The organism is Pseudomonas petroselini, from assembly GCF_045037875.1.
GTDB lineage: Bacteria > Pseudomonadota > Gammaproteobacteria > Pseudomonadales > Pseudomonadaceae > Aquipseudomonas > Aquipseudomonas petroselini.
This window is the reverse complement of record NZ_CP173614.1, coordinates 3,882,542-3,909,182: the sequence shown is the minus strand read 5'-3', so window position 1 is coordinate 3,909,182 and position 26,641 is coordinate 3,882,542. Positions and strand designations below refer to the sequence as shown.

Here is a 26,641-nt window from a genome sequence, read left to right as displayed (position 1 = left end):
GCCGGTCTTAGTGCATGAAGCCTTCCATGAACCCGGCCACGCCGGTCGCCAGCTTGCGGCGCCAAGGGGCGGTAGTCGGGTCGGCCAACACTTGGTCTTCATGGACAAAACTGCGAATGATCGCGTTGTAGCCCAGCCAGCGGCAGGGCTCGGGCTCCCAGGGTTTGAGCGCATCCAGGCCGCGTTCGCGAATCACCCAGGGCTGGTGAACCAGCGGGGTGTCGTGGCCCAGGATCAGGTCGGCCAGGGTGCGGCCGCCCAGGTGGGTGGCGCCGACGCCCTCCCCGCCATACCCCCCGGACAGCGCAATGCCGGTCTTGTGATCGCAGAGCATGTGCGGACGGAACTGGCGCGACATGCCGAGGTTGCCGCCCCAGGAATGGGTAATCCGCATGTTCTTGAGCTGGGGGAAAAGCTCACCGAACAGGTAGCGACGCAGTTCCACCTCGCTGTCGGTCAAGTCGAAGTTGTGGCGCAGTTTCCCGGCGAACTGGTAGCCGCCGCGCGCACCGAACACCAGGCGGTTGTCCGCCGTGCGCTGGCCGTAGGTGACCTGGCGACTGCTTTCGCCAAAGGCCTGGCCGTGGCTCAGGCCGATCTCATCCCAGGTACTGGCCGGCAAGGGCTCCGTGGCGACGATCAGGCTTTGCACCGGCAGTTGGTAGCGACCCAGCAGTGGCAAGGTGTTGGCGTAGCCCTCCACCGCCGGCACCACCCAGGCGGCCCGGACACTGGCCTTGGCGGTGCGCAGGCTGCCGGACTGCCAGTGGGTGACCGGGCTGTTTTCGTAAAGGGTCACGCCCATGCGCTCAACCACCCGCGCCAGGCCGCGCACCAGCTTGGCCGGGTTGATGGTCGCGACGTGGGGCGCATAAATGCCGCCGTAGGGCTTGGCGATGCGGACCTGTTCGGCCAGTTGCTGCGGGCCGAGCCAGCGGTAGTCGGCTTCGGTCAGGCCCTGAGCGTAGAGTGTGTCCAGATAGCGGCGCAGGCTGCCTTCCTGCTCGGGGTAACGCGCCGCGCAGTACAGGACACCGCCCTTGCGGTAATCGCAGTCGATGCCTTCACGCGCCAGCACTTGAGCGACTTCGTCAGGGATGGCGTGCAACAGGTCAAACGAGGCGCGCCGTCGTTCAGGGTTCAAGCCGGCGAGCAAGCGGTCCTCACCCAGCAGGTTGCCCATCAGCCAGCCACCGTTGCGGCCGGAGGCGCCGAAACCGGCAGTCTGCGCTTCGATGATGGCGATTTTCAGCTCGGGGGCCTGGCGTTTCAGGTAGTAAGCGGTCCACAGCCCGGTGTAACCGGCGCCGATAATGGCCACGTCGACGTCCAGGTCATGCTCCAGGGCGGGCCGCGCGTGCAGCGGGTCGTCCAGCTGGTCCATCCATAAACTGATAGTGCGCCATGCCGGCATGCCAGGTTCCCCTACCTCGTTTCGATAGGGGCGATCCTAGAGCGCGGCGTTAAGGACTGTCTTGCGCGCGTGCACGCAGGGAAATTTGTTTGACGTAGGCCTTGGGCGATTGGCCTGTGTGCTGGCGGAAGGCGCTGTAGAACGCCGACAGCGAGTTGAAGCCGGCGGCAAACGCCAGGTCGTCAACCTTGATCGGCGCAGTAGCCCTGTCCAATGCGGCCAGCAAATGCTGGAGCCTTGCCTGGTTCACATAGCGATAGAAGCTTTGTCCCAGTACCTGATTCAGCAAGTAGGAAATCTGATTGCGGCTGTAGCCACACTCCTTGGCAACCCGCTGCAGATCCAATTCAGGGTCCAGGTAGGGTTGCTTGTGTTCGAAATACTGCTGCAGGTCATTGGCCATGTGCCCCAATTGCTGGGGCGACAGGCCCAGGCGGCTGACCGAAGGCCGCGCAGCCTGGGCCGGCTGCTCATGCACCAGGGAGGCGTATTCGTTGACCCGCCAGATCAACCCGTCGCGCACGGTGATGGCCTCGCTGGTACGGAACGACACCAGGCCCTGGCCGCCGCGCAAGGTAATGCGGTACTGGATGAACGCGGTATCGCCGTCGGCGCGGATGCGGTCGGTGTGCTCGATCGCCTCATCGGCCTCGCGGGGCATGCTGGCTTGCAGGTAGTCGCGCAATTCGGCGGAACCGACGACACGGTTCTGGAAAAAGTCGTGGTACTGAATGTCCGGGTGGTAGTAGGACATCACGCCCTCCAAGTCCCGATGGCGCCAACACAGGTGGTGGCGCAGTACCAACTCACGTGTGGCTTGGGATTGCTGGGAGTCATCGTCTGGGGCGATGTGTGGCATGGAAGGCTCGAAGGCGGTTAAACGACCTTGGAGATTGCCGAATTTTGCCGAAGCCTTCAATGGCCACTGGCCCCTCAAGGATGATGGCCTTTTGCCAAAATTTGCGCAGATCATGACCCACATCAACCCAGGTGGAAACAACCGCTGAACGGGGTCAAAAAATTCACGTTCCGGTCTCGAACGAATGCTATTTTTAAGTTCTTCGATGCCACGACCAGTGAAGGTCATGGCCCCCTGCGGCGAGCTAAAGGAAGCGCTCAATGAACAAGGTGGGCAACATGAACAAAGTGACGTTCCCCAACGCCTGCCAGCTGATGCGCTGGCATTTTCATCCGATGGGTTTTGAAGCCAGCATGGACGCGCCTGGCAGTATGATCGCCCGCCTGTTCGACCGCGCCAGTGGCGAGACGCTGATTGCCATCGCGGGCATCCCCTGCGCCACGGTGATGAACGCGGCTGACGTAGAGCGGATTATCGAAGCGGTGGAGGATGAGCTGGAGTCGTTTGTACCGCCGCTGTCATTGCGGGCCTGAATTCAATCGTTCAAACAACACATATCCCCTCTGGGAGGGGCAAGCCCTCTCCCAGAGTTGAATGCCATTCACTCGCTAGCCGCGTTGATCATCGAAGAAGGCTTTCCGGCCATCCACGCGCTCCGACGCCTTGGGCACGTTCACCGCCTGGCCTTCGGGCTTTTCCACATACCAATAGCAATGGCTCACCGCGCGGGTAATGCCCACGTAGGCCAGGCGCAGCACTTCGTCCTTTTGCGCCGTGTCATACGGCTCGCTGTCGCCGTCCTTGCCCAGGCCAGCCATGCGGTACACCTGGTTCTTGTAGGGCGAACTGGTCACGTGCTGGCAATCCCCGAGCAAAAACACCGCGTCAGCCTGCAGGCCCTTGGCACTGTGATAGGTCAGTTGCTTGAGCCTGCGCGCCGCTGGAGGCAAGCTAGAATCCAGATTAACTACAGACTGAATATGTTCTTGAATCAGTAACTTATCGCTGCTTTTTCGATAAAGCATTAATACTGATTCGCCGCGTTGGTAATGCTCCGCCAACTGCCATCCCAATGCCGCATCGTCCCGCTCCAGTACCTTGACCGGCACCAGAGCCTTGGGCGCCCCACTGGCCTTGGCCTTCTTGCCAGGAATAGCCGGTGCGGCCCGCACGATATGCTCGGCGGCATCGATGATGTGCTGATGGCTGCGGTAGTTCTCACCCAACATCACGCGGGTGGTGGCGGGTGACGGAAATTCCTGATTGAACGCCATGAAGTATTTGGGCGAACTCCCGCGCCAACCGTAGATCGACTGCCAGTCATCCCCCACGCACAGCAGCGACGAGCGCTGGGCGCCGCGACCGACGTGCATGGCCGGGCCACGGCTGCGGATCTCACGCAGGCTGGCGCGTAGCCATGAGACGATCTGCGGCGAAACGTCCTGGAATTCATCAATCATCAGGTGCGACAGCGGCCGCAACAGTGGATCGCTGAGCAGCTTGAGATTTTCCGGGGTATTTTCGCCGAACAGCGAAAACATGCGGTTATACGTCATGATCGGCGGCGATTGGTCGAGCAGGTGATCTTCCAAGGCTTTCCAGAAGATGCTCAGGGCTTCGAAGAAATAGCGGTCCGGGTCATCCTTGGCGAAGCTCATCTGCCCAACTGCCGTGGGCACATCCAGCCCCAGGTTTTCGATAAACCCGGCTGCCATTACAAAACTGTCCAGCAACGGCGCCGAGGCCAACTCGCCTTTGACCTTGTAATCAAAGCCTGGCCCGGCAGTGGCATCCCCAGCCAGGCTGCTCAAAAGCCGCTTCGAAGATTCGTAACTATCAAGCCATATCAATGGCTTACGACAGAAAGCTTGAAACAATGTGCGCTTAACCGCCCATTCTGCCCGTACAGACAGTTTTGAGTTGGGCCGGTTGAGCTGGGCGTTTTCCCGTGAATCGAAGCCCAGCACCACCCAGGCGTCCAGTTCGGGAATATAGCCATGGCAGTGAAACTGCGCGCCATTGATCTCCAGGGGCCGGCGATTGGGCTCAATGCCCTTGATCGGCCAGGCGCCCGCACGAAACCACAAGTCTTCGATCACATCGCAGAGCTCTTCGTCGCGCTTGGCCGCCAGCTCCGTCACCGCCACCCGTTTTTGCACATCGGGGTGATCGCGCTCCAGCTCCTTGAGCTGCAGGCCATGGCGCGCCAGCGGCGCAATCAGCTCACGAAAGCGCGTGTGCTGCCCGTGCAGCCGGTGATAGCAGGCATTCATTTGTTGGCGCTGGGCTTCGTTGATGCGCAGGTCGAACGGGTTGCTGTCAGCGTCTTCAAAACCGGTGTTCAGGTTCTCGAACGCTTGCAGACGCTCAAAGCCCGGCAGGCTACGCACCATGGGCAGGATGCGCGAGTGAAAGGTACGCACCACGCCCTGCGCTTCTTTCATATCAATGGGTTGGCCCCACACACTGAAAATCTGCATGAGCTTGCTGATGAAGTCTTTGCGTGACTCACGGGTAAAGGTCACCACCGTCATCGAGCTCAGCTCAAAGCCCAGGTAATGGGTCAGCAGCAAAATACGCAGCACCAACGACGTCGACTTACCCGCACCGGCTCCGGCAATCACGGATGTAGAGGGCGTATCGCTGAAAATCATCTTCCATTGCGCCGTGCTTGGCTGGGCGTGGGCCGGTAGCAATCGCGAGACGTCAGCCTTGATGCGCTTTTTCAGCTCGGCGGTGAGGGGCAGGCGCCAATCATCGAACAGGCTGTCATCCACCCCCGGCGCACGGTGCTCATCCGGGCGGAAGTCACGGATCAGCAGAACCTGCCGGCCCTCCTCGAGGCCGTCGGCCTTGCCTTCGCGATAGCCGTACTCTACGCCCGCCTCGTGCCCGCTGCGAAAACCGTCAGCCTGCCCGTGCAACCAGGAAAACCGGTGCTGGGCGCGCAAACGGGTCAGGCCATGGCCGAACAGGCGCGCGGCCAGGCGTTTGAACAGAGGCATCTCGGCCAGGGGGCGCAGTTCGGGAGGAAGATCAGGCTTTTGTTGCGACACACGGACTCCTGCGATGAGCTGAGTTTTTACGAGTGCGCCATGGTCGCCGGAATCGACGCTCAGTTCCAGCCAATTGCTTTGCTGTCATGCAGTTAGGCGATGAACTGAAAGTCAAAACGCCATCAACCAATCTAATCCACTGATAGGAATCAGGCATTTTTTACGCTTTTTATCGATCATGACCTGCCGGATCATAGGCGCCATCAACAGGAGACGATCATGCTTGAACTTCGACCTTTCACATCCTTGGGCGGCGCCCATCATGGCTGGCTTGACGCCCATCACCATTTCTCATTCGCCGAATACCACGACCCCAAGCGCATGCACTGGGGCAACCTGCGGGTCTGGAACGACGACATCATCGCCCCCGGCACCGGTTTCCCGCAGCACGCTCACCGCGATATGGAGATCATCACCTACGTACGTGAAGGTGCGATCAGCCACGCCGACAACCTCGGCAATAAAGGCCGCACCGAGGCCGGTGATGTGCAGGTGATGAGCGCAGGCACGGGGATCGCCCACAGTGAGTACAACCTGGAAGCGGCGCCGACCAAGATCTTCCAGATCTGGATCATTCCAAACGAAGCCGGGCTCCCGCCTGCCTGGGGCGCCAAGCCGTTTCCGAAAGGCGACCGCGAAGGTTTTGTGACCCTGGCCAGCGGCAAGGCCGGTGACAGCGAGAGCTTGCGCATTCGTGCGGATGCACGCTTGGTGGCAGCGAACCTGAAAGCGGGGGAAAGTGCCGAATACCGGCTGGACAGCGGGCGCCGTGCGTATCTGGTGCCGGCGACCGGTGTGATTGAAGTCAATGGCTTGCGTGCACAAGCTCGAGACGGTGTTGCGGTGGAGGATGAGCAGGTGTTGCGGGTGACGGCGATTGAAGACAGCGAGATTGTCCTAGTCGACTTGGCCTGACCTTATAGGGGCCGGCTTTTGTGGCGAGGGAGCTTGCTCCCGCTGGGGTGCGAAGCGCCCCCAAAAGCCGACTCCAACTGCGCTGTCGAGCGGGAGCAAGCTCCCTCGCCACAAAAAACCGCCCCCCCATTGTATACAGCGGGTTTTCAGTGAGCGCTGATAGCGCCGTCTACCAGCACCTGCGCCTCTTCCACCAACTGCTTGAGGTGATCTTCGCCAATGAAGCTCTCGGCGTAGATCTTGTAGATATCCTCGGTCCCCGACGGCCGTGCGGCAAACCAGCCGTTTTCGGTCATCACCTTCAACCCGCCGATTGCCTGGTTGTTGCCCGGCGCGTGGCTGAGTATCTGCTGGATGCTTTCCCCGGCCAACTGGGTGGAGGTCACTTGGTCCGGTGACAGCTTGCCCAGCAACGCTTTCTGCGCCGGGGTGGCCTTGGCGTCGACACGGATCGCGAACGGTTCGCCCAGGGCATCGGTCAGGCCACGGTAGATCTGGCTGGGGTCCTGGCCTTTGCGCGAGGTCATTTCCGCGGCCAGCAGCGCCGGGATCAGGCCGTCCTTGTCAGTGCTCCAGACCGTGCCGTCCTTGCGCAGGAACGACGCGCCGGCGCTTTCTTCGCCGCCAAAGCCCAGCGAACCTTCAAACAGGCCATCGGCAAACCACTTGAAGCCGACCGGCACTTCGTACAGGCGACGGCCAATACGCGCCGCCACCCGATCGATCAGGCCGCTGCTGACCACGGTCTTGCCCACGGCTGCATCAGCGCGCCAGTCAGGACGGTTCTGGAACAGGTAGTCGATGGACACGGCCAGGTAGTTGTTCGGTGCCAACAGGCCGCCGGACGGGGTAACGATGCCGTGACGATCGTGGTCCGGGTCGCAGGCGAATGCCACGTCGAAACGTTCCTTGAGGCCGATCAGACCTTGCATGGCGTAGCTGGAAGACGGGTCCATGCGGATCTGGCCGTCCCAGTCGACGCTCATGAAGCGGAACGTGGCGTCGACTTCGGTGTTCACGACATCCAGGTTCAGGCGGTAGTGCTCGGCGATCGCCGACCAGTAGCGCACCCCTGCTCCGCCCAGCGGATCCACGCCCAGGCGCAGGTCTGCGCTGCGGATGGCGTCCATGTCGATCACATTGACCAAGTCAGCCACGTAGCTATTGAGGTAGTCATGGCGATGGGTGGTGTCGGCCTTGAGTGCCTGGGCGTGGGTCATGCGTTTGACCCCGGCCAGTTTGTTGGCCAGCAGTTCATTGGCCTTGGCTTCGATCCATTTAGTGACGTGGGTGTCGGCCGGGCCGCCATTGGGCGGGTTGTACTTGTAGCCGCCACTCTGCGGCGGGTTGTGCGACGGCGTGATGACGATGCCGTCGGCCAGGCCGCTGGTGCGGCCACGGTTGTAACAGATGATGGCGTGGGAAATCGCCGGGGTCGGCGTGTACTCATCGCCCTCCGCCAGCATCACGTGCACGCCATTGGCGGCCAACACTTCCAGGGCGCTGGCGCCGGCAGGCGTCGACAGTGCGTGGGTGTCCAGGCCAACAAACAGCGGGCCGTTGATGCCCTGGGCTTCACGATACAGGCAGATGGCTTGACTGATAGCCAGCACGTGCCACTCGTTGAAGCTCAGCTCGAACGAGCTGCCACGGTGGCCGGACGTACCGAACGCCACGCGCTGGGTGGAGATTGCTGCATCAGGCTGGCCGGTGTAGTAGGCCGTAACCAGTCGCGGGATATCCACCAGCAACTGGGCTGGCGCCGGTTTGCCCGCAAAAGGACTGATTGTCATGCATAAACCTCGGAAAGAAGGATTCGGAAAAAAATGGCAGTTTACTGAGAGTTGGACTGCTGCGCGACGGTATCGATCCTATAGCAGGCAGAGAAACTTCGCACAATCATCCAATCTGGGCCTGACGCAGCGCCTCACTGATGGCGGTCAGAGCGATATCCAAGTTGGGTTGCCCATGAAAGGTGTTGCTCAAGCGCAAATTCTGCTGGTGCAGGCCGCTGACGCTGAACAGCTCGCCAGGGGCAATCACCACCTGCTGGGTGAGCAATTGCTGGAACACATGGCGCATGTCTACCGTCCGTGTGGAAGCCAGCCAGAACACCGCCCCGGCGGCCGGCACGCGGTACGCCACTTGATCCCCCAGGTGCCGGTCGAGGCGCTGGCTCATTTCCTCCGCCTGCTCGCGTAATTGCAAGCGCAGTTCGCGCAGGTGCTGGTCGACTCGTCCGCTTTGATAAAGGCGGGCAATCGCGCGCTGGCGGATCGACGATAAGCGAAAGGAACGCAACAGGAACTGGCGCTGCAGTTCGCTGCTCATGCGCCGGGACAGCAGGTAGCCATAGGGGGCTTCCGAGCCGAGTATTTTCTCGAAAGAGGAAAACACCACCAGTCGCTCAGGGTTCACCAGCTCGCGTAACGCCGCCTGCGGCTCCTTGAAACCCAGCTCGCCAAAGGTATCGTTTTCCAGTAGCCAGCAACCGTACTGATCGAGCAGTTGCGCGACCGCCACGCGGTCGCGGTCAGAGAGGGCGACCCCAGAGGGCAGGCTGACCACGGACGATAGCAATACCAGATGCACCGACTCATCGCACAGCAGTTGCTCAAGGGTCACCAGATCCAGGCACCCTTCCGGCGTCCAGGGCAATTCGATAATGCGCACCCCGGCATCCTGGAGCAGGCGCAGGATCAGCCAGTCGCAGGGGGATTCCACAATCACCGTAGTCCCCCTCAGGCCCAGTACGTCGATAAGGATGTCCAGGACACCGCGCAGATCGGCCCCCAGGTATACGTCATCGGCATGCCAGCAGCGCGTGGGTGACGAGGTGTAGCGTGCCGCCAGTGCCGCACGCAGCTCCCATACGCCACACGGCTGGGACCAGGGTTGCGCCTGGGCCGGGTAGTGGCGCACCAACTCCCGCTCCAGGCGCAACAGGGTTCCATCCAAAGAGGCCAGCAGCGCGGGCTCATCCCCGCTGAGCACCACCATGCCCGGACGCCGTGCCGCGGCATAGAGCCGGTCAAGCAGATCGCCACCGGCCCACGTCAGTGAGTTTGCCGAGAGAGGCCAGGCGTAGTAACCCGACTTGGCTACCGAATACACCCTACCCTCCTTCTCCAGCAATGCGTAGGCGTACTGGATCGTCGAGATCGATACGTTCAGGCGCCCGGCCAATTGCCGCAGGGATGGCAGTTTTACCCGAGTATCGGTGCTGACTTCGTTGATCAAGTTGATCAGGTAGCGGTAAACCGCCTGATACGCGAAATCCGCCTGCCGTTCGCCGTGCAGTGTCATCGCCCGGACAATTGACAGGCCTGCGCGCTGTCGCCGGACACTGCGCCAGCATCGTGCAATTTGCCACTCGCGGTAACCGATGGACGCTTGCGGTAAAGGTGCTGCAGCATTGGCATTGGTAAGCCGCTGGTGTCGGTGACCCACTGTTGCAGCATATCGGCGGACGGCTTGCCCTGCAGGACCTTGTGCAGTTCAGGCAGGGCCACCAGCATGCCCGGATGGCATTGACGCAAGTAGCCTTCCAGCCGCTCTCCATGATGAATAAACGGCGAGAACAGCAGGCAAATCAATTGAGTTTCGTCCAGGCCAAAGAACTGCTGGGCGTACGTGCTCGCTAGGACGCGCCCTTCACGGCTGCCCGCTTCGATGAGCAACGTTTCGGGCACGTGCATGCGGCGCAGGTAGTGGGTCGCCTGCTGGATAAAGCCCTGAACGCCGGCCTCATAATCCAGGTCTCGCAGGGATTGGGCCTGCAACCCACGCAAATGGGCCATCAACAGGGGGTTGGAATAGTTCGGATGACTGAAATGAAACCCCAGCGGATCAGGGGTAAAGGCCATGAACTCGGAGAGCATGGACGAGGATGAAAGGTCTGCGTCGCTGAGCAAATCCGCAATGCCAATATAGGCCAAGTGACGGTGACCGGACTTGCTGGGGTTGTCACTTGCCGCATAGTGCTCGCCATACACATCGCGGTAGTAACCGACACTCAACTCGTCCATGCGTGCAAATAAACCTGTGAGCGACGATGGCCAGGTCTCCGGCATGGCGACACCCGCGCCGGCTGCCATGCCCTTGAGCCAGGCAAGATACTGACCTTGCTTGCGCGGGGAGTCACCGCTGACCACCGCGTGCACGCCGCCGCTCCACGTGGTGACGCGCTGGTAGAAATCCCCCAGGGCAAGGTAAGTATCACTGCACAGGGTCGTGCGACAGTCACCTGAGCTCATGTGGCCGACCATCAACCTATTGCGTTGGCTGGTTTCGCGCCCAACCGTAGAGGCGCTTCGCAGAGGGTTGAAGGGCAATACTTCCTGGTTTTCCACCATGAGTAGCTCAACCCTTGGATCATCGTGTAGAAACAGGCGGCCATAGCCCTGATTGAGGCCGTTGAGCGTCCCTTCGGTCATGCCTGCGTGTCGCAATGTTGCAACGCGCAACTGAAAGGTCCGGGGTGCTCTGCCAGCAATGGTCAACTGTGCAGCACGTAACAGCGCTAACGTATAGCTGCTGACGGCGCCGCCACCATGGGCAATCAACACCTTGTAGTCCCCCACTTGCTCCATGCCTCCCGCTGCCACAACGATACGTTGGACCAACAACTGGAGTGCCGTTCGTTCTACGCGAGCGAAGTGCCCGATCAAACGCTGCAGCACTTGTTGGTAAACATAATTCATGGCCTGCTCGTGAATAGTGCTCATTGCTGACTACCTGAGTTGAAATATTGGTTTCAAGCAACCGCTGAGCGTGTTTGCTCGACCTATTGCGTGTGTAAGAAATTTGCGCACAACCTTGTACGCCGATGACTAGACACTAGCACTGCGCAACAAAGCGACACAGGTATCCTCGGGCAGCACCCAAGGCCTGCAAGCGCGTAAGCCACCGGATTTACTGGGGTCAAATGAATTCGCTTGCACTCCTAGGAGCTTTCCGACAAGCGCTTACACACCGTTAACCAATTATTAAAAGAAACGTCCGACCTGTAACTCAACCAACTTTCCCACTTATTGGATTGATACTTTTCAGGCGCCCACCTGTTTCCTTGTGGTCGCGCGCCTGACGCGCAATTAGTTACAGGTACTCGCGACAGTAGTGTCAGATAATCAATCATTGCTCAGTCCTTGAGATGAAAGTGAAGGCGCAATTATCAGTGTTGGAATAATGATTAATAGATACAGAAGTTGGACGAAAAGCAGTGCAGATGAATAACGGGCCACACATTAACTACGCGCACACGAAGACGCCGCGCTGGAATTCAGGGCGGCGTCAGCTAAAAAGTCACGATTCAGGGGTTAGCGTGCCGGGCAGGCACCTGATGGGCTATGCAGGTTAAGCCCTGCCAAATGGCGCATTTGCCCCATGTGCCAGGGGCAAGCAGTGTTTGTTAGAGAACATTCCTACACACTAAACAGCTTCGACCTGCAACGCGACACGTTCGCGGCACGGGCATTCATCCATGTAACGGTGCGCTTCGACGAACTGATTGAAAGGAAATACGGTGGTTTTCAGTGGCACCAGCACGCGGTCGGCGGTCAGTTGATTTATATCCCGCAGGGCTCGCTGCAAGGCCACCTGGTCCTGGATAATGCCCAGTTCAGGTTTGCCGGTGAAGTTACCGATGCAGTGCACAAAGAACTGAATGTTCTTCTGGAACGCCGCACACGCCGGGAACGGTGTCTGGTTACCGCCCTGCAGGCCATAAAGTACCAGGCTGCCACGGGGTGCCAATACGTCGCCGAGCAACGACATTTGCGGGCCGCCCAAACCGTCGAACACCACGTCTACGCCACGGTTATCGGTGAACTTGTTGATTTGCATCAGCAGGTCCTGCTCTTCGGTAACAATGACCTTTTCGGCACCGAGGGACAGCAGGTACTCACGCTCCGCGCTGTCCTTAGTGGCGGCAATCACCCGTACCCCCAAGGCCTTGCCCAGTTGCACAAAGGACGGGCCGGCGCAGTGGCTGGCGTCAGTCACCAGCGCAAATTGCCCCGGTTTGACGCGTGCCAGGTCCACGTAGGCAAAGTAGGCGATCAACAGCGGCGTGTAATGCACGCTGGCTTCGATAGGGCTCAGGACATCCGGATAACGGGTCAGGGCCGAACGGGGCAGGACGATTTGTTCGCCATACACCGGATAATCATTAGGGCTCTCGGCCGGAAAACTGGCCACCTTATCGCCCACCGCCAAGTCATCCACGCCATCGCCTAAGGCGACCACAACCCCGGCCATCTCATGGCCAAGGCCGGACGGCAAGCGTGCATGGGAAGACGCCAGGTTCTGGCGCCACAGAATGTCATACCAGCTGATGCCAATCGCTTCGACACGCACCTGCACTTCGCCCGGTGCGGGCTGCGCGGCTGCATGCTCTTCGCATTTGAGCACCTCGGCCGGACCAAACTTGTGAAAACGGATCGTGCGGGACATCGCAAACCTCGTCAAAGTAACCTCTAATGCCATGAACTCTATCTGGGCTTTCCGGGTAAGACCACCGGTCGCCATTAATAGTCGACATGCTTGTCATTGATTCCGCAACTGAGGAATAGACCTCAGCTCTTGTAAGAAAACTCAATTTTCTTGTGCAGAGTAACAGTCTTTGCCCGTAAGATTCATGCCGGTCATTCTTCCTATACGGCCGCTCTCGTCAAGTTTGCTGACTCTTCCAGGACACAAGATGAACCGTAACGACCTGCGTCGTGTCGACCTTAACCTCTTGATCGTATTCGAAACCTTGATGCACGAGCGCAGTGTGACCCGTGCTGCCGAGAAGTTGTTCCTCGGCCAGCCGGCGATCAGCGCAGCCTTGTCACGCCTGCGCGGGCTGTTTGATGACCCCCTGTTCGTGCGCACGGGGCGCAGCATGGAGCCATCAGCCCGAGCGGTAGAAATCTTCGCCCTGCTCTCCCCGGCCCTGGACTCAATTTCCACCGCAGTGAGTCGCGCCGCCGAATTCGACCCCGCCACCAGCACCGCGGTATTCCGCATCGGCCTGTCCGACGACGTCGAATTCGCCCTGCTGCCGCAACTGCTCAAGCGCCTGCGCGCCGAGGCCCCCGGCATCGTGTTGGTGGTACGCCGCGTGAACTACATCTTGATGCCCGGCCTGCTGGCCTCCGGCGAAATCTCCATCGGCGTCAGCTACACCGCCGACCTGCCGGCCAACGCCAAACGCAAAGTCCTGCGTCGCAGCCTGCCGAAACTGCTGCGCGCCGACAGCGTGCCGGGCCCTCTGAGCCTGGACGACTTCTGCGCCCGCCCTCACGCGCTGGTGTCCTTTGCCGGCGACCTGAGCGGCTTCATTGATGAGGAGCTGGAAAAACTCGACCGTAAACGCCATGTGGTGTTGGCCGTGCCACAGTTCAACGGCCTCGGCACGTTGCTGGCGGGCACGGACATCCTGGCGACAGTGCCGGACTACGCGGCCGAAGCATTGACCTCGGCGGGCGGGTTGCGGGCGGAAGATCCGCCGTTACCGGTGCGCAGCTTTGAGCTGCACATGGCGTGGCGTGGCTCGCAGGATAATGATCCGGGAGAGCGGTGGTTGCGGTCGCGGATTCAGATGTTTTTTGGGGACCCCGATAGCCTGTAATGGAATTCCACTGGATTCCATAAAGTCCTTTTATCACAACTACTTATTGAGATTTTTAGTCCACTGCCGCCTGTCTAAATCCAATGGATTCTACGAGTCATGGGGGCATAATTGGGGGCAAATTTCGGTTCCTTAAAAAGGATGCCCCCACCGATGCCCCCAGACAATGGGGTTGTTTTCAGACGAAAACTCAGCGATGCCTTTATCCGCTCACTGACCGAACCCGGCAAACACGCCGATGGCGAAGTCCCTGGGCTCTACTTGGAAGTAAGGGCGTCGAGCAAGGTTGGCAAACCCCCTTCCAAGGTTTGGCGATTGAAGTATCGCCTGCATGGCAAGGAAAACCGCTTCTCCATCGGCGCTTACCCCGACATTGGTCTCAAGGAGGCGCGCGACATTGCCCGCGGCGCACGCCGCGACGTGGCTAACCACATCGCTCCGCTCAAGGCCAAGACGGCCAAGATCGAGGCGCAGCTCCTCAGCGAGGAGCGCACATTTGAGTACGTAGCCAAACAATGGTTGGCATTCAAGTCTGCCGAATTGGTGACAAAATCCATCTCGGGATTTACCGGAGCGCTGAACAACCACATCTTGCCTGCCATTGGCAAAAAACCGATCAGCGAGATCAAGCTGGAGCATATCACTACGATCATCACCGAGTTGCGCCGCCGGCGCACCATGGCCATGGCCCGGCGCGTGCGCACCATCATCCGTGCCGTCCTGGGCTTTGCCGAAGGTCGCGGCTGGGTGGAGCGCAATGTGGCGCTCAGTAACATCGAGGAATTGAAGATTCGCCACATCGTGACCAGCAACCCGGCGATCGAAAGGCCATCCGACCTGGGCAGGTTTCTTCTACGCCTTGATGACTGCAGCGACGGCAGCGTGGCCACCGCCATGCGCCTGCTGGTCATGTTGCCGGTCCGACCAGGCGAACTGGTGCAGATGCGCTGGGAAGATGTCGACTTGGTCGGCGCCGATTGGCGTTATGTGGTGAGCAAGACCAAGCACCTGGACAAGAGCAAACACATCGTGCCGTTGCCTGAGCAAGCCTTGGTTCTGTTACGCGAACTACATAAAACTCGCTTGGTGGATGAAGAAGACAAAGGCTGGGTGTTCGTCTCGCCGGTCTATCCGGGACGTCCCATAAACCCGACCTCCATGCTCAAGTCCTTTCAGCGCATCTGGCCGGAGTACGACATCACAGCTCACGGCTTTCGCGCGACCTACAGGACCATTGCGCATGAGCATTTGGGTATAGATCCAATCGTGCTCGAATTGTCCTTATCCCACCGGATGCCAGGTGCGTTGGGGGCTGTGTATGCCCGCGCGCAATTACTAGTGCAACGCCGGGAGGCGGCCCAACAATGGGCGAACTACTTAGACCAGTTACGGCAAAACGCTGCGCACGTGACCTCAGATTGAGGATGCAGCGCAGGGAATTAGGAGATGGAGTGGGAAACGAGGCATGCGTCAACTCATATCGTCTGACTAAGGAGTCTTTCAATGTGAAGGAATCAAATGCTTTGCCGATCGTAATAGTGAATGTAGTGACCTTGGATAAGCACCCTATTCATCACACACTGCGCCAACTCAACAAGAAGTACCAGGGGGCTGTCCGCAGTTTAGAATCTAGCTTCGCATCGAAGCTATGGCGCAATCGTGCCGCGGCCAAATCGTGGAGTTTCCCTTTAGAACCAGAAATCCATCATCGCGTGCAGGCAAAGCTATTTATTGAGTTTTATAATGCGCTAAACCCATGGCGCGTAAGCCTACCCCTGTGCCTCCACATTTTCCACCCCAAGGGCTTGATTGATCGTGCTCCGTGCGCGAAGCATCCACGGCCGGCACGCTTGAGGTCGTCTTGTGAGGTGGCGGATGTCACCGGACCGGTGATCGTGAGATTGCCTTCGCGCAACAGCTGGCCACTGACGTAGACCACGCCGCGGTGCACCAGGTCGGGTGCATAGTCGCGGCGCGGGCGGGTCGGGGAGCACGACACCGAGTTGGGCAAGCTTTGCGCACGAGATCATGCGGGCTCCTTGTGATGGACAGACCGTCGGGAGCCGACAGCCTACTATCCGGAAACCTGCGGTTTACTTGCCCAGAATGTTCTTCAACGCAGCGGTATGGCCGGCCGGGTGGTTTACGCTGGACATCACTTCGATGACGGTGATCTTCTGATCGTTCATCGTCATCAACGAGGCCATCAGTAGTTTCAGCCCGTTGAAATCGTCGGTGCCGTCCAGGCGGTACATCTTCAAGCCGTTCACCTGTATGGTCTTCTCGCTAGTCATGCGAAAGTTGGGTGACGCGGCCTGCTGCTTTTCCTTCAAGGTATCAACGGCAAGGCGAAACGCAGCGTCCGGGATGGTGCCCGCAGTCGGAGCCGGACCTTCGGTAACGATGATGGCCCGCTCGCTTTTCGGATCGAAGTACATCGTGCCGCCGTTCTCGCTGTTCAAGGTACGGGCCTCGACGCCTTTCAGCACGAACTTCAACTTGCCGCCTACCAAGGAGACCGATTGCGTGTCCGATGCCGCCGTGGCGATTTCTTAAGGCTGGGCAGCAACTGCCATGGTGGCCGCGCCGCTCAAAGCAGCAAGCACGCACAAGGAACGGGTCCAGCCCAACAGCAAATGCTTCGACATAGATAGCGCCTTTGTTTTCAGGCCGTCGGATACCGACGGCCTGTCGTGCGAACAGCCAAGCTTACTTGCCAGCTCACTTGCCAGGATGTTGTTTACAGCCGCAGCGTGTCGCTTATATTTACGGTCACCATGAGGATTGATACCTTTCGCGAGGAGTGTCCGGCTTCATCACGCAAGGAGATCCGCTTTGGCTTGCCGAGCCAGTAGTAGCGCAGATGTCACGATTTGCCACCCGCGGGTGTGACCACCAAGCCTAGACCGTCAGTTTCGGGGATGCTGTAGGTTTTCTCGGCGGCCTTGGCTTGCCGAACGGCCATATCAGAGAGTTTCATCATCAAACGCCTAAGTCGTGAGACTTAGGCTCGATGCTGCTGGTCATCCCGAACCAACCCCAGCATCAACCCGGAACCGGCGCCACCCGTACTCCTTGGCCTCAATTCTGGCCTCAAAAACGCTGGCTATCGATGGATTTTCGTGGCGTTTGCTTGAGCAATATGGAGCGGGAAACTAGACTCGCATCTGGCGTCCGACCCATTGAAATCTAAGGGGATTATTTTCTTGCCGAAGCAGGAAAAGACTCGATTCTGGATTTTTTTGGGGGTATTAGGGGCAAAGAAGACGTGATTTCTAGCACCGCTATTGGATTCTGCCCCTAGCCAATCGGACGAACGCTTATCAAGCCCGCGGTGTCAGGATCAATAGGGTGACAGGTCCACACCGAAAAGACAGATCTAGGTTCGCTAGACATGTATTCTGCTCGAAATCACTCTTGAGCTTCGACTTTAATTGTTCATTCTCCACCACTTTCAAAAATCAGCTGTCACCGGTAGAGTTTGAAAAGCGTTACGCAATGAGCCTGCAAGGTGTCTAGAGAATCCGGGGCGATTCACACCTGCATTTTGCTAAAGCCGAAAGCGACTCACGGATGCAGTCAACTCAGAGCCCAATTTCGCTAAATTTCGAATCGATTTTGTGTTTCGCTCTGCCGTTGTCGCAGATGCGTCTGCCAATGACCTGACGTGTTGGATATTTTGATTTATCTCCCCTACAGCAGCACCTTGCTGTTCCGCAGCTGCAGCAATTTGCTGATTCATCTCTTGTATTCCAGCAATAGACTCACCGAACTCCAACAAGAGAGACCTAACGTCCTTGGCCTTGGTGACGATTTCACGAGTGCGGTCGTTCCCCTGTAAAACGAGTGAGGAGGCAGCTGAGCTACCTTGCTGGAGTGCATCTACGAGACCTTCAATTTCTGTGGTCGACTGCTGGGTTCGCATCGCCAAAGCCCTAACTTCATCTGCAACCACGGCGAATCCCCTGCCCTGCTCCCCAGCTCGTGCCGCTTCAATCGCCGCGTTAAGCGCCAATAGGTTCGTCTGGGTTGCGATGGAATTGATGACGTCTACGATCTGACCGATCTTGGCTCCGTCCTGCCGAAGCCTTTCCATTGCTGAGCCAAGCTCATCCATCTCCTCCCCAAGATGTTCAATCTGAGCTACGGTATCACGAACCAGGGCCTCCCCGTTCCGCGCTTTCGCATCGGAATTCGCGGCTGAAACTGCTGCGATCTCTGTGTTCCGGGCGATCTCTTGCACGGTGAACACCAACTGATTAATAGCTACTGCGACCTGCTCAACCTGTGCTCGTTGCTGATCTATATTGATCTGAGATTCACTGCCATCCTCGAGCAGTTCTTTGGATGCGCTACTTAGGTGTGTTGCGCTTTCACCTATGCGACCAACCAAATCTCGAAGGCCCGAGCACATGGAATGAGTAGCACGCTGTAGTTGGCCGATCTCGTCACGTCGATCTGAACGGGTTGTTTCCCGTAAATCACCTGCTGCAATGCTTTCCGCAACGGATGCTGTAGTTTTAATTTGAGGGACAAGCTGTCGTGATATGACGATCACTGCGAAAGCGCTACCTACCATTGCCAGAACGGAGGCGGATATTAAGAACCAGTAAACGATAGAAATTGTTTTCTGCTGTTCCGCATTGATCTTCGTCGACAACCAGGAGAGCGTTAATCCCGCGCTTTTTATGGCGTTCGCTGAAATCTCGCCAACAGTGAGACGATTACTCGGGTTCACTGATGCGCCCGAACTCGTGGATTCGAGAGTCTTGTCGATATCAGCGAGCTTAGATTTAGTTTTTAATAATTCCTCCTCAGTTGATGTGACGATATCTTCGTGCTCAGTCGAATAAGAGTATTGCTCACGAAGCAATATTTCCGCCGCATTGATATTAGCCTGAGGAAATTGTTCGTGAAATCTGAGATTTTGAGATAGGAGCTTCCGCTCTAGCGCTACAACCTCCCAGTTCTCGTGAATCAGTGCAGACAATTTGTAGGTTCCTAAGAAGCCAGAAACAGTTACCCCAAGCCCAATCACTATGGCAATAGAGAAGCCTAATGCCAGCTTATACTGAACCTTCATGTCTTCTATAAGTCTACGTAGACCAAGCACGGCAGAACCCTCTATGGACGACAGAAAACAACCAACATAAAACATTGAATCTCAGGCTTTAGGAGACATCACAGGTAACCAATGACGACTTTCGCCCATTGAGACAGAAACTAACTATCCGCGCTCATAAAAGTTGTCAATATAAAGTCCCCCTCGTAGAGTGGGCCCAGATTTTCTAATAACGACGCAGACCTCACAAAGGCATCAACACCGACTGTTTCAATATAGCTGAGCGGCCCTCCCCGAAATCGCGGAAACCCCAAGCCCATTACAGCTGCAAGATTCCCATCTTCAGCACTGTGAATTGTATTATCCGCAAGGCAACGGGCAGCCTCCAGACACATCGGAATCATCAACCGATCTACGATTTCCTGATCGGAGATTTCATGCTCTGCAATCGAGCCAGTAGCGTAAACCTCAGCTCTTATCGAGGTTTTTTTTCGACTGGCATCAAGAAGACCAGAGTAATCATAAAATCCTGACCCATTTTTTTTGCCAAGAAAGCCTTCACCTAGTAGCTTTTCGGCAATGACTGGAACTTGGTGGCGCATCCGGTCTGGGAAAGCTTGCTGCAGGACGCCGTCCGCATGTACCAAAATATCCAGCCCGATGACATCAGCCAACGCTGCCGGCCCCATAGGCCAACCGAAGCGCTCCATAACCGCATCTATCCGAAGGAACCCTACACCAGCATTTAGCAAAAGATTAAATGCGTTAAAATAAGGGAACAAGATACGATTCACATAGAATCCAGCCCCATCATTAACAACAATGGGTGTTTTCCCAATCGCAGCAGCAAATGCGACAGCTCGGGTGATTGTCTCGTCCGACGTCTTCTCGCCTCGCACGACCTCTACAAGAGGCATGGCCGGAACAGGGTTGAAGAAATGAATCCCACAAAAGTGTTCAGGACGTGAAAGAGTCTGAGCCAGGTCACTTATGGAAATTGTGGAGGTATTGGAGGACAGAATGGCACCGGCAGGGAGCCTCTTTTCAAGCGCTGACAACACAGAGCTTTTTATACCAAATCTCTCTGCGACGGCTTCTACCAGAATTTGGCAATCAGACACTGGCTCATCAGCCAGTGTCGTACTTACGTTAGCGCACGCGACCTCAGCCTCGGATGACGTGATCTTTCCACGTTTAACCTGCTTTGATAAATAGGTATTTATAGTATTTACGCCCAGATCCAATGCTGGTTGCGCTATGTCTTTTAGAATGACTTTCATACCGCTAATTGCCATTTGGTAGGCGATGCCCCCACCCATGACTCCTGCGCCTATTACGCCTCCCACATCCGCTTTGGGCATTGAAGCAACGCTACTAGAATTTCGCTTCTTCAGCGCTTGCTCTGCGATGAACAAGCCCACAAGGTTTCGAGCATCCGAGCTTTTCGCTAGCCTGGCAAAGAGCTCTCGTTCAGCCTTTAGGGCCTTGTCGAAAGGCTCAGAAGCACTCGTAGAAACCAGGTGAAGGATTTCCGCCGGTGCACGATAAGCGTTTTCGTGGGTAGTTGCTTTTACGTCCTTTTGTTTGACTGAGTGCACCTGGATGGGCGCTCGCTTCAGCTCCCTCCTGCCCTGCCAGAGTTGAGGTGATCGAGCCCTAGATTTCAACAGCGCCATTGACTCATTCAGCAGGTCTTCAGGCTTTACTGCCAAGTCGACTAAACAGCGAGATACTGCGGTATCTGAATCAATAGTCTTACCTTCGACGATATAGGTGATCGCCGCATCAAGCCCCATCAAGCGGGAAAGACGCACCGAACCTCCCCATCCAGGACAGAGACCAAGTGTCACCTCAGGCAATGCCAAACGAGCACCATGCGAAATGACTCTGTAATCTGCACTTAGCGCAAATTCTAATCCACCACCCAACGCAAAGCGATCTATAGCGGCCACGGAAGGAAAAGGTAACGACTCTATCCTGTTGCAAAGCTCTTGGCAGTGGGCAGCCCATCGCTCAACATAATTCTCGCTTCCGGAAAATAAGGAGGGAAAACCTTTGATGTCGGCCCCAGCAATAAAGCTGTTTTTTCCGCTGGTAAAGATCACCCCTCTGATGCCCGTAGTATCTTCGAGGACATCCAACGCCTCTCCCCATTCGCGTATGGCTTGCTCGTTTAGAATATTAACCGGGCCAGGCATGTCCAGGCGCCACTCAACAAACTCTTCGGGCAGCCAAAAAAGGCTCATGGTAATTCCAGAGTACATTCAATATTCCTCAAACTAGGAGCAACAGCAATTATTGTTAAGAACTTATGGACAATCTAAAACTTCCAACCGTAACCAACAGTTACGAAACCCATATTGGTACGGATTTTCGTACCCTCACTCACTCCAGAGCCTTTTGAGCTTGTGCTGAGGTCATACTCATACCCGAGCGTCAGCTCTCCATTCTCTCTGAAGTCTCGAGTCACGCCGAAGGTCGCAGCTTTCGGATTTATACCGACTAATAAAGTGTTTTGTAACGTGTAGTCTGTGGGAAATTGTTTACGAGTAGTGCTGTAACCAGCCCGAACCGTCCATTCGGGAGAAAGCACGTACGATGCGCCAAGCCTGAAGATATCTTGTGATCGCCAACCAAACGTTTCATGGTATGTGTCGCTGTTCTGCCAAGAGATGTGCTGCCAGTCAAGCGCAACCGTCAAGTTATCAATTGGCTTGACCGCCACCCCCAGAGCATACTGTTCCGGTATATCAATAGAACCACCGGTTGTTGAGAGCAAGTCATCCTCATAAGAGTTGTAGTTGCTCATCTTGATTTTACTGGCGTACATAGCCCCTACAGACAGCCACGGCTTGGCCTTCCAGAGCGCTCCGACTCTCCAACTCGCCCCGTAAGAATATTCAGCGCCGTGAGCTGGATTACTTGCACTACCATCCGGCAAAGGAATTCCCTGTATTTCAAGTCGTTGTGCTGCCAACGCAAGTGAAAACCCAAGGGAAAGCTGGTCTGTTATCTTATAAGCAATAGTTGGAAGGCCAATCACTTGCATGAATGCGCCTTTGGCCCTGTCAACGTTTGGATTAGGGATAAGTTCGTCATCATAACGGAACAACACCCCGCTGGCCGCCGTAGAGAATCCTAGTGAAAGTCTATCATTGACCTGATAGTTCACCCCGAACTCCGGGATCGGTGCATAACGCTTCCCGCTATGCTTGTTCTCACTGTTAAGAAACTCAGTTTCAGTGTCGACGTACAGGATCTGGAAATCCCCATCCACTCGACTACCTACTTCAGCCATGCCGGCAGGGTTGTTAGCTGCAGCAATAGCATCTTGTGGAAACGCGACGCTAGCACCTGCCATTCCCGCTGCTTTGGCCCCATAGCCGGTCAGCTGGGTTCCATTCGCCGCGAGGCAAATACTAGGAATTTGAGACGAGAGCACTACACCTGCAAGGACGAGGAATTTATTCACGACTTATTCTCATTATTTTTATTGATAGAAGCGCGTAGCTCAGGGATGCGTCTTGATCGACAAAGACCTTCGATTCACGAAGCTCTAATGCGGATCTGGTTGTGGCATTCAGCACCACTGAGCTGAGGTCAGACTGCCAGACTCCGCAAGGTCACGCGCGCACGGAGGTGACCTTGGAATAGGATCTCAAGGACATGGAAGCTCCGAAAATACTAGGTGTTGTCCGCCATCCAGTCCTGAGATAGAGTGAATTTATGCACATGCCTGCCAAACCCTTCGACACCACTTTTCGGTCATCCCTAGGTGGCGTCACCAGGCGTAAACTATAAGAACAAAATCGACTCCTGAAATGCTAAACAACCGCTCGATTTGAGCGTTTCGACGCATACGCAGCGAGGGAGGCCAATCATGGTTATCACTCCTAGTGAAGCTCGAGATAGACGCTGGTCTACCTCTGATGTGGAAAATTCGGCGCCGCTGAATGCCTTCAAGGCAGTGGTCTCTGCAGAGATAGCTGAGATGTCAGTGGAGAGCTCGCTGCCGGATACATTCCGAGCGTCCTGGACACGCTATGGGCTCGGCCCCATTGACCTTAATTTTCTAGAGTGCGATTCGCAAAAAACCTCTCGTTCGATAGAAATGGCGAATCGGGATCAGAGGCCGTTTTTTGAGTTGCTCTACGCTAGGAAAGGCCGCATACAGGTCTCCCATTGCGGAGAGATTTCCGAGGTTCCCGCCGGCGCGTTCGTGCTGCTTTCGGATCAGAAGCCTTACTCTCTCGACTTTCCTGACGGTAGCATTTGCTTGACCGCTCACATGCCAGAGGATTGGTTACGGAAATGGGTACCGGATCCTAACGCACTGGTAGGCAAGCCGCTCGGCGTAGGAGGTACTTGGTCGCTTCCACTACAGGGGCTGCTGACAGCATTCGCTGACGCCGGGTTGGAAACCGCTCCGCTGCCAAGATTTGTTCTTGCCGACCAATTTGGCGCAATGTGCGCCCTGGTCGCAAACGTCAAAACGCCCGAAAAACACAACTCAGAGTTGGCTACTCGAATCCGACGTTTCATCCTTGAATACTACCCGAATCCCACCCTTTCCCCGATCACCATTGCGGCTAGTCTTGGGATCAGCACTCGTCACTTACACCGAGTGCTGGCGGGTTACAACGAGACGTACAGCGGCTTGCTGCTCCAGACACGCTTGAATAAAGCTGCCCAGTTGCTAGCGACACCTTCACAAGCCATCGTATCCATCAGCGACATTGCTTGGGCAGTCGGTTTCGTCGACCAAAGTCACTTTGCCCGGCTGTTCAAATCGGCTTTCAACACCACGCCTTCTCAATACCGTACGTCCCTCCGCCAGGGATAACGGAGGGGTTGGTGCACGTACGAGCTTTGCCACTCCCCGAGGGAAGCTGGGATGGTCATCCTGGAGAGGGCAGTGCGTTAGGCTTGAGCAACCCTATAGGATGATTCCCGTTAACGATTCAAGTACAGGGATAGTCGGTCGCTCAATCAACGCGCTCAACGTTGCGCTGTCATCGTGTAGCGCGCCTTTTGCCGCCGCAGCATCCGAGTCAGCGAGCAGCGCTGCTAGGCCAGCTGGCAAGCTTATGCTAACCAACACAGCTTCAAACTCGGACTGTGGCATGTTCTGATAAATCACTTGCTTTCCCGCTTTTTGGCTAATCATGAAAGCCAGTTCGGATAAGGTGTAGCTACTATCGCCGTAAGCGTTCAGCGAAGTCACCTATCCGATCCCAGCGATAAGGGCGATGTTCTCCACCTAAAAATACGTGGACACCATCACCCTTATTGTCAGGATTACCATGCGCCAAAGAACTTCCTATCCCAAACCCTTTAAAGCCCAAGTCGTCCAAGAAGTCTGCAACCTGGCGTGTCTACGGCCAGCGTAGCCCTGCGGCACGGCATCAACGCCAATTTAGTTCGAAAGTGGATAACAGTATCAGGTTCGTTGTAGTCCGCTTGTCGTAGAGAATCAACACCGAGATCGATTAACCCTTCAGCCTTGCTCGGGTCTCTGTCCATCTCGCGAGGTGCTCAAATACATGACGAGTCGCTGGGGTGTGCTGGTTCTAGTGATACTTTTAGGCGGAATGCACCGCTTCAGCGAGCTACGACGTGTAGTGGTCAACTGATCCCGGACACGACGTTAAGTCTTTTTTCGGACTGAGCTGGTGGCAGTCTGTTATTGAACTGGTGTGGCCGAATCCAGTTGTAGTGATGCATCAGATAATGACTGATGTCTCGCTGAGCTTCCTGGGCCGTCATGCAGCCCACGGTCGGTATCCACTCGGTTTTTAGGCTCCGGAATACTCGCTCCATCGGCGAATTGTCGTAGCAATTACCCCGGCGACTCATGCTTTGGCGCATGCGATACCGCCAGAGCCGTTGGCGAAACTGGCGGCTGCCGTATTGCGACCCCTGATCCGAGTGAAACAGCAGGCCTTGAGGCTTGCCGCGTTGCTCATAGGCCATATCCAGCGCCTTGATCACCAGATCCGTATCCGGTTTGCTCGACAATGCCCAGCCCACTACCCGACGTGCAAAAAGGTCCATGACCACAGCCAGGTAATGCCATTTCCCTTTTGCCCAGATGTAAGTAATGTCGCCGGACCACATCTGATTGGGCGCAGGAACATTGAACTCTCGATTCAAAATATTCGGAATGTCGGGTCGCTCCACCGTCGCTTTTTTATAAGCATGCGAGCCCGGTTGCTTGCTGATCAATCCCAGCTCCCGCATCAGGCCGCGTACCTTGAAACGGCCGATCTGCTCGCCATCTTCCTGCATCATCGACACGATACTGCGGCTGCCGGCAGCGCTTCGACTTTGTGTAAACAGCTCGTTGACCCGACTGCGCAACCGAACCCGTTCAACGTCTGGAGTTCGCCGTCTGAGACCATGGCTGTAGTAGCACGAGCGCGGCACGTCAAAGGCTTCGCACAGCAATTCAACCGATTCACGGGCACTGAGTTGATCAATCAGCGCATGCGCTTGATCTGGCCTAATGATTCCGGACACCCCTAAAGGAGCGGTACCCTACCGCTCAACGATGAGGTGTCCGATGTCCAAGCGTCATTTTTCTCCCGAGTTCAGGCTTGAAGCTGCACAGCTTGTTCTTGATGCCAATTATTCAACTGCCCAGGCCTGCGCAGCGATGGGGGTTGGCCCCACAGCATTGCGTCGTTGGGTTGAACAGTTGAGACAAGAACGCGGCGGATCAACGCCAGAAACAGCGAAGGCCATTACCTCTGAACAGCAGCAGATCCAGGCTCTGCACGCCAAGATCCGCAAGCTTGAAATGGAGAAGGAAATCCTAAAAAAGGCTACCGCTCTCTTGATGTCCGATTCCCTCGATCGATAGCCCTGATCGAGAAATTGATTGACCACTTCCCCGTGGCCAGCTTATGCAGCGTGTTTGGAGTCAATCGCAGCCGGTACTACGACTATCTGAAACGACGGGATCTGGTTGATCCCGCCAGAGATCAGCTCAAGGAGTTGGCGATCCAGCTGCATGCTCAAAGTCGTGGCTCCATGGGGGCGCGAGGCTTGTCAAAAGCCCTCAAGGCGCAAAGTCAGCCAGTGGGGCGGTTTCTCGCACGCCGCCTGATGTCTGAGGCCGGGCTATTCAGCCATCAGCGTCGGCCCAGGCCTTATCGGCACAGCGTGGTGCAGTCCAGGTTTGCAGAGAACCTGTTGAAGCGTCAGTTCAAAGTCGCAGAGCCCAATCAGGTCTGGTGCGGGGATGTAACGTATATCTGGGCCGGAACACATTGGGTGTATCTGGCGGTTGTTCTCGATCTGTATGCCCTACGAATAGTGGGCTGGGCGATTTCCACCAGCCCTGACTCAGCCTTGACGTGCAAGGCTCTAGCGCTGGCTTATGAGGCTAGAGGGCGACCGCAACAGGTCATGTTCCACTCCGATCAGGGGTGTCAGTACAGCAGCGAAATGTTCCGCACCAAACTTGAGTCTCTGGGTATGAAGCAGAGCATGAGCCGGCGCGGAAACTGCTGGGATGCTCCGGTGGAGCGTTTCTTCGGCAGTCTGAAGTCGGAATGGATACCGAAAAAAGGTTATCAAAAGGAAGAGGATGCCAGGGTGGATGTGCTGCGTTATGTCATCCACCACTACAACCAGGTCAGGCTCCACAGCTACAACGAATACCGCACGCCAGTCGATCAGGAAAGACTGGCGGCCTAGCTCCTATAACCGTGTCCGG

General features: G+C 56.6%; 20 protein-coding genes and 2 pseudogenes. 8 read left to right on the top strand and 14 right to left on the bottom strand.

Going from position 1 to position 26,641, the window contains the following annotated elements:
• Positions 1-7: 7 nt before the first annotated feature.
• Together ACI512_RS17935 and ACI512_RS17930 are read right to left on the bottom strand one after the other, a co-directional pair.
• Positions 8-1,414: an NAD(P)/FAD-dependent oxidoreductase gene (locus tag ACI512_RS17935; protein ID WP_405121236.1), complete on the bottom strand. Its 1,407-nt coding sequence runs from the start codon at positions 1,412-1,414 to the stop codon at positions 8-10.
• A gap of 49 nt (positions 1,415-1,463) precedes the next feature.
• On the bottom strand, positions 1,464-2,273 hold the full coding sequence (locus tag ACI512_RS17930) for an AraC family transcriptional regulator (protein ID WP_093544398.1): 810 nt from the start codon (positions 2,271-2,273) through the stop codon (positions 1,464-1,466).
• Between ACI512_RS17930 and ACI512_RS17925 the strand changes: the two genes are divergently transcribed.
• Together ACI512_RS17925 and ACI512_RS17920 are read left to right on the top strand one after the other, a co-directional pair.
• The gene (locus tag ACI512_RS17925) at positions 2,272-2,421 is read left to right on the top strand and encodes a hypothetical protein (protein WP_405121235.1); all 150 of its coding nucleotides are present in this window, start codon (positions 2,272-2,274) and stop codon (positions 2,419-2,421) included. The two genes, ACI512_RS17930 and ACI512_RS17925, sit on opposite strands and share 2 nt — an antisense overlap.
• A 112-nt stretch (positions 2,422-2,533) precedes the next feature.
• On the top strand, positions 2,534-2,806 hold the full coding sequence (locus ACI512_RS17920) for a DUF1652 domain-containing protein (RefSeq protein WP_003217129.1): 273 nt from the start codon (positions 2,534-2,536) through the stop codon (positions 2,804-2,806).
• A 75-nt stretch (positions 2,807-2,881) separates the two neighbouring features.
• Here the strand turns inward: ACI512_RS17920 and ACI512_RS17915 are convergent, their stop codons facing one another.
• Positions 2,882-5,329, bottom strand: a complete 2,448-nt coding sequence (locus tag ACI512_RS17915) for a UvrD-helicase domain-containing protein (protein WP_405121234.1) — start codon at positions 5,327-5,329, stop codon at positions 2,882-2,884.
• Between the two features lie 219 nt (positions 5,330-5,548).
• On the opposite strand from ACI512_RS17915, the gene ACI512_RS17910 reads away from it, so the two are divergent.
• The gene (locus ACI512_RS17910; RefSeq protein ID WP_046036303.1) at positions 5,549-6,244 is read left to right on the top strand and encodes a pirin family protein; all 696 of its coding nucleotides are present in this window, start codon (positions 5,549-5,551) and stop codon (positions 6,242-6,244) included.
• A 146-nt stretch (positions 6,245-6,390) separates the two neighbouring features.
• On the opposite strand, the gene pgm is transcribed toward ACI512_RS17910, so the two are convergent.
• The 4 genes from pgm to ACI512_RS17890 all read right to left on the bottom strand — a co-directional run bounded on the left by pgm (position 6,391) and on the right by ACI512_RS17890 (position 12,697).
• The gene (gene pgm, locus ACI512_RS17905) at positions 6,391-8,037 is read right to left on the bottom strand and encodes a phosphoglucomutase (alpha-D-glucose-1,6-bisphosphate-dependent) (RefSeq protein WP_405121233.1); all 1,647 of its coding nucleotides are present in this window, start codon (positions 8,035-8,037) and stop codon (positions 6,391-6,393) included.
• 106 nt (positions 8,038-8,143) lie between these two features.
• Positions 8,144-9,550: a PLP-dependent aminotransferase family protein gene (locus ACI512_RS17900; RefSeq protein WP_236379922.1), complete on the bottom strand. Its 1,407-nt coding sequence runs from the start codon at positions 9,548-9,550 to the stop codon at positions 8,144-8,146.
• On the bottom strand, positions 9,547-10,971 hold the full coding sequence (locus ACI512_RS17895; RefSeq protein WP_405121232.1) for a hypothetical protein: 1,425 nt from the start codon (positions 10,969-10,971) through the stop codon (positions 9,547-9,549). The genes ACI512_RS17900 and ACI512_RS17895 overlap by 4 nt, the downstream gene beginning before the upstream one ends.
• A 703-nt stretch (positions 10,972-11,674) precedes the next feature.
• On the bottom strand, positions 11,675-12,697 hold the full coding sequence (locus ACI512_RS17890; protein ID WP_012724334.1) for a zinc-dependent alcohol dehydrogenase family protein: 1,023 nt from the start codon (positions 12,695-12,697) through the stop codon (positions 11,675-11,677).
• A 247-nt stretch (positions 12,698-12,944) separates the two neighbouring features.
• On the opposite strand from ACI512_RS17890, the gene ACI512_RS17885 reads away from it, so the two are divergent.
• Entirely contained in the window at positions 12,945-13,859 is a 915-nt protein-coding gene (locus ACI512_RS17885; RefSeq protein ID WP_048726530.1) for a LysR substrate-binding domain-containing protein, read from the top strand.
• 153 nt (positions 13,860-14,012) lie between these two features.
• Positions 14,013-15,281, top strand: a complete 1,269-nt coding sequence (locus tag ACI512_RS17880) for a tyrosine-type recombinase/integrase (RefSeq protein WP_405121231.1) — start codon at positions 14,013-14,015, stop codon at positions 15,279-15,281.
• 671 nt (positions 15,282-15,952) lie between these two features.
• On the opposite strand, the gene ACI512_RS17875 is transcribed toward ACI512_RS17880, so the two are convergent.
• The 5 genes and pseudogenes from ACI512_RS17875 to ACI512_RS17855 all read right to left on the bottom strand — a co-directional run bounded on the left by ACI512_RS17875 (position 15,953) and on the right by ACI512_RS17855 (position 22,393).
• On the bottom strand, positions 15,953-16,357 hold the full coding sequence (locus ACI512_RS17875) for a hypothetical protein (protein WP_231807650.1): 405 nt from the start codon (positions 16,355-16,357) through the stop codon (positions 15,953-15,955).
• A 171-nt stretch (positions 16,358-16,528) separates the two neighbouring features.
• A pseudogene (locus tag ACI512_RS17870) lies at positions 16,529-16,839 on the bottom strand (Arm DNA-binding domain-containing protein); the annotation flags it as partial.
• Between the two features lie 570 nt (positions 16,840-17,409).
• Positions 17,410-17,955 (bottom strand): methyl-accepting chemotaxis protein, encoded by a 546-nt coding sequence (locus ACI512_RS17865; RefSeq protein WP_375232845.1) that lies wholly within the window; start codon positions 17,953-17,955, stop codon positions 17,410-17,412.
• Positions 17,956-19,082: 1,127 nt separating this feature from the next.
• Positions 19,083-21,167, bottom strand: coding sequence for a 3-hydroxyacyl-CoA dehydrogenase NAD-binding domain-containing protein (locus tag ACI512_RS17860; RefSeq protein ID WP_175473272.1), 2,085 nt, complete (start codon positions 21,165-21,167; stop codon positions 19,083-19,085).
• 74 nt (positions 21,168-21,241) lie between these two features.
• A complete protein-coding gene (locus ACI512_RS17855) occupies positions 21,242-22,393 on the bottom strand; it encodes an OmpP1/FadL family transporter (protein WP_074843502.1) in 1,152 nt (383 codons plus the stop codon).
• Between the two features lie 408 nt (positions 22,394-22,801).
• Between ACI512_RS17855 and ACI512_RS17850 the strand changes: the two genes are divergently transcribed.
• Positions 22,802-23,764: an AraC family transcriptional regulator gene (locus tag ACI512_RS17850; RefSeq protein ID WP_074843503.1), complete on the top strand. Its 963-nt coding sequence runs from the start codon at positions 22,802-22,804 to the stop codon at positions 23,762-23,764.
• A gap of 93 nt (positions 23,765-23,857) precedes the next feature.
• On the opposite strand, the gene ACI512_RS17845 is transcribed toward ACI512_RS17850, so the two are convergent.
• Entirely contained in the window at positions 23,858-24,145 is a 288-nt protein-coding gene (locus tag ACI512_RS17845; protein ID WP_074846602.1) for a hypothetical protein, read from the bottom strand.
• 319 nt (positions 24,146-24,464) lie between these two features.
• On the opposite strand from ACI512_RS17845, the pseudogene ACI512_RS17840 reads away from it, so the two are divergent.
• Positions 24,465-24,545 (top strand): annotated as a pseudogene (locus ACI512_RS17840) (winged helix-turn-helix transcriptional regulator); the annotation flags it as partial.
• Position 24,546: 1 nt separating this feature from the next.
• Here ACI512_RS17840 and ACI512_RS17835 read toward each other — a convergent pair.
• Positions 24,547-25,440: an IS3 family transposase gene (locus ACI512_RS17835; RefSeq protein WP_341869909.1), complete on the bottom strand. Its 894-nt coding sequence runs from the start codon at positions 25,438-25,440 to the stop codon at positions 24,547-24,549.
• Between the two features lie 43 nt (positions 25,441-25,483).
• Here ACI512_RS17835 and ACI512_RS17830 point away from each other — a divergent pair.
• Positions 25,484-26,622, top strand: a protein-coding gene (locus ACI512_RS17830; protein WP_103392408.1) for an IS3 family transposase whose coding sequence is annotated in 2 segments (ribosomal slippage) — positions 25,484-25,736 and positions 25,736-26,622 — 1,140 coding nt in all. Because the reading frame shifts where the segments join, the coding sequence is not laid out codon by codon here.
• Positions 26,623-26,641 lie beyond the last annotated feature (19 nt).